Consider the following 3,653-nt stretch of genomic DNA (forward strand, 5'->3'; position numbering starts at 1 on the left):
AGGCCGTGCAATCGGTGACCGAAGAGACCCGCCAGCGTCACGCATTGGGCACCCCATCAAACCCTGTTTTCAAGGAGATGTACCGCCGACCCGCGACCTCTGCCGGGGCGTCATTGTTGGCGGGCGACTTGCTCAAACACGGGGGTATCATCTATTCACCAGCGGGCGGGACGCATCATGGGCTACCGGATCGGGCGAATGGGTTTTGCTACCTCAATGATCCAGTTCTTGCGATCCATTCCTTGCGCCGCAACGGGGCGCAAAGGATCGCCTATGTCGATATAGACGCCCATCACCCCGACGGGGTTGAGCACGCTTTTGCGACTGATCCCGATACGCTCCAGATATCTGTTCATGAGGAAAACCGCTGGCCGCGCACGGGTGCCCTGGACGATCGCGGTGTCGGGCAGGTGTTCAACCTTCCAGTGCCTGCGGGCCTTAATGACGATGAAATGGCCTTGATCTGTGATGCGTTGATCGTGCCGCAGGTGACGGCTTTCCGACCGGATGCGATTGTGCTGCAATGTGGCGCTGATGCTGTGACCGAAGACCCGCAATCGCGCCTTACCCTTTCCAACAACGCGCATTGGGCAATCGTTGCCGCACTCAAACCTGTCGCCTCACGTTATCTGGTTCTGGGCGGCGGGGGCTACAATCCATGGTCGGTGGGGCGGCTCTGGACAGGGGTGTGGGCCACGCTCAATGGATATGAGATCCCCGATCAATTGCCTCCGGCAGCAATGGGCGTATTGGGCGCGCTGACATGGGAAGGCCCTTTCAGGCGGCACTATCCACAGGATCACTGGATCAACACGCTGCGAGATACACCGCGCGGCGGGCCGATCCGCGTTGAATTACGGCAGTCCGTCAAACTGCTGGCGGCCCGCCGCGCAAGCACCCTCTGAGGCTTGCAAGCCCGTGCGAACCCCCCGATAGTCCGCCCATGACCCTGCGCGCGATCATACTCGCCTTTGCCCTTGCCGCCGCTGCATTGCCTGCGCGCGCGGATATTTTGGTTTTCGCCGCTGCCAGCCTGAAAGAACCGCTGGACCGGATCGCGAAAGAGGTCGGCGATGTCGTTGTTTCGTATGGCGGGAGTGGCACATTGGCGCGGCAAATCAGTCTCGGGGCGCCCGCAGATGTTGTCTTGTTGGCGAACGTCGCGTGGATGGATGTGCTTGTGGCAGGGGAACGCGTCCTACCCGAGAGCGTCTCGGATTTTGCGAGCAACAGGTTGGTTCTGATCGGGCAGGCCGGGCAGAAACCCGTCAGCTTGCAATCCAATATCATCCTGGAGGTATTGCGCGATGGGCGCATTGCGATGGGGCTCACCGAGGCAGTGCCAGCCGGCATCTACGGCAAGGCCGCGCTTGAAGACCTCGGTCTGTGGGAAGCGGTGCAAAATCAGTTGGCTGAAGTCGACAATGTGCGCGCAGCCTTGGGTTTGGTGGCAAGAGGGCAGGCGCCTCTGGGCATCGTCTACCGCACGGATTTGCGCGTCAGTGACGCCGTGACCGAAGTCGCTGACTTTCCTTCCGACAGCCATCCGCCGATCAGATATTCTGGCGCCGTTGTGCGTGACGCGGCAATTGAGGCGCAGGTCTTTTGGGACTATCTTCGCAGTCCCGCAGGTCAGGCGATCATGGCGGATGCGGGTTTCCTGCCGCCGGCAAAGACGCCATGAGTGATCTGTTTGGCCCACAAGAATGGATGGCGATTATGCTGTCGTTGCGTGTGGCGTTGGTTGCGACACTCGCGGCATTGCCGTTGGCAATTTGGGTGGCCCATATACTTGCGCGGAAGTCCTTTCCCGGACGGCAGATATTGAACGGGATTGTGCATTTGCCGCTGGTCTTGCCACCCGTTGTGACGGGATACTTGCTCTTGGTGGTATTCAGTCAGCAGGGCCTTTTGGGCGGGCCGCTCTACCAATTTTTCGGCGTGTCTTTCGCCTTTCGCTGGACCGGTGCGGCCCTGGCCGCTGCAATCATGGCCTTCCCTTTGATGGTACGGGCCATTCGCCTTGGTTTTGAAGCCGTCGATCCGGGATTGGAGCAGGCGGCATCGACATTGGGTGCGTCACGCTGGCGGGTGATGCGCACGGTGACTTTGCCACTGGTGTTGCCTGGGATCCTGGCGGGGGGCGTTCTCGGTTTTGCCAAGGCCTTGGGAGAGTTCGGCGCAACCATTACCTTCGTCGCAGCGATTCCGGGTGAAACCCAAACCATCCCGTCCGCGATTTACGGGTTGCTGCAAGTCCCGGGCGAAGAACCGGCTGTGCTGGGCTTGGTTATCGTATCTGTGGTGTTGGCGATGGGCGCGCTGTTGGTATCTGAATGGTTGGCAAGGCGTATGGCGGTGCGGATGAGGCGGCCATGATTAGCATCAATATCACGCAGCAACTCGGCGATTTTCTACTCGATGTGCAGTTTGAAGCGCCGAATGGCGTCACAGCCATTTTTGGAAAATCAGGGTCCGGCAAGACTTCAGTTGTGAATGCCGTGGCTGGATTGAATCGGCCTGACCACGGGCGGATCAGTATCGGTGAGGACGTACTGTTCGACCATATGCAAGGCATCAATTTACCGGCCCGCAAACGGCGGATCGGCTACGTCTTTCAGGATGCGCGTCTGTTCCCGCATATGACGGTCCTGCGCAATCTGCGGTATGGCGGCGCGCATGACGCCGATCAGGTGATCTCTGTTCTAGGGTTGGACGCGCTATTGGAGCGTATGCCGTCGGGCCTGTCAGGGGGCGAAAAGCAGCGGGTCGCATTGGGGCGGGCCTTGATGTGCAATCCCCAGATTTTGCTTCTGGATGAACCGCTTGCAGCACTTGACGCGGCGCGAAAAGCAGAGATCTTGCCATATATTGAACGACTGCGTGACCAGATGAAGACCCCCATGCTTTACGTCAGCCACGACGTGTCAGAGGTGGCGCGGCTGGCGACCACAGTTGTGGTTCTTGATAATGGTAAGGCCCTTTTGACTGGCCCGGTGACGTCTGTTTTGGCCGACGCTGAGGCGGTGCCCTATCTTGGGCCACGTGCGGCAGGTGCGGTGATTACCGCACGCGTTTCAGGCCGGATGCTCGATGATGGGTTGACGGAGCTGGCGTTCTCCGGCGGGCGGCTGGTGTTGTCGGGACATTTGGGGCCAGTCGGACGATCGGTACGACTGCGCATTCCGGCGCAGGATGTTATTCTGGCCACAATTGCGCCAGACGGCCTGAGCGCGCTGAACGTATTACCCGTAACGATCACACAGATCGCCGAAGGGCACGGTCCAGGGGTTGCAGTGGGGCTGCGCGCAGGCCAAGACGCGTTGCTGGCGCGGGTTACGCGGCGGAGTGCGGCGCGCATGAAACTCTTTGTTGGCCAGGAAATCTATGCGATCATCAAAGCGACCGCCGTGGGACCGGAAGACATCGGCAGCACATGAGGTCCGGCTGCGATATCGCCTTGACGTTATCGGGCGGTGTCCTTAATCCATGCCTCCAGAGGCGAGTGGGCAGGTAGGTTATGCAGCGGATTGCAAATCCGTGTAGACCGGTTCGATTCCGGTACTCGCCTCCACAATATCTTGTAGATATTAATCATAAAACACTCTCCAAAACAATATATAGTCACCAAATTTCTGTACACAATTCGTACA

Annotated in this window: 4 protein-coding genes and 1 tRNA gene; all 5 read left to right on the forward strand. The window is 59.2% G+C overall.

What is annotated here, in order from left to right:
* The coding region (locus tag ACFDSS_RS14045) for an acetoin utilization protein AcuC (RefSeq protein WP_375256344.1) at positions 1 to 905 on the forward strand (905 nt) is incomplete at its 5' end.
* Positions 906 to 943: 38 nt separating this feature from the next.
* A complete protein-coding gene (gene modA / locus ACFDSS_RS14050; protein ID WP_375256345.1) occupies positions 944 to 1,684 on the forward strand; it encodes a molybdate ABC transporter substrate-binding protein in 741 nt (246 codons plus the stop codon).
* Positions 1,681 to 2,379, forward strand: a complete 699-nt coding sequence (modB, locus tag ACFDSS_RS14055) for a molybdate ABC transporter permease subunit (protein WP_375256346.1) — start codon at positions 1,681 to 1,683, stop codon at positions 2,377 to 2,379. Before modA ends, modB begins: the two co-directional genes overlap by 4 nt.
* A complete protein-coding gene (modC, locus tag ACFDSS_RS14060) occupies positions 2,376 to 3,440 on the forward strand; it encodes a molybdenum ABC transporter ATP-binding protein (RefSeq protein ID WP_375256347.1) in 1,065 nt (354 codons plus the stop codon). Before modB ends, modC begins: the two co-directional genes overlap by 4 nt.
* 60 nt (positions 3,441 to 3,500) lie before the next feature.
* Positions 3,501 to 3,574 (forward strand) — tRNA-Cys (locus ACFDSS_RS14065).
* The last annotated feature ends 79 nt before the right edge of the window (positions 3,575 to 3,653 follow it).

The sequence above is a fragment of the Yoonia sp. genome (assembly GCF_042093035.1).
GTDB lineage: Bacteria > Pseudomonadota > Alphaproteobacteria > Rhodobacterales > Rhodobacteraceae > Yoonia.

Bases quoted from the DNA above. Each gene is read 5' to 3' on its own strand.
- modA (WP_375256345.1), top strand. From the start codon at position 944: ATGACCCTGCGCGCGATCATACTCGCCTTTGCCCTTGCCGCCGCTGCA.
- modB (WP_375256346.1), top strand. From the start codon at position 1,681: ATGAGTGATCTGTTTGGCCCACAAGAATGGATGGCGATTATGCTGTCG.
- modC (WP_375256347.1), top strand. From the start codon at position 2,376: ATGATTAGCATCAATATCACGCAGCAACTCGGCGATTTTCTACTCGAT.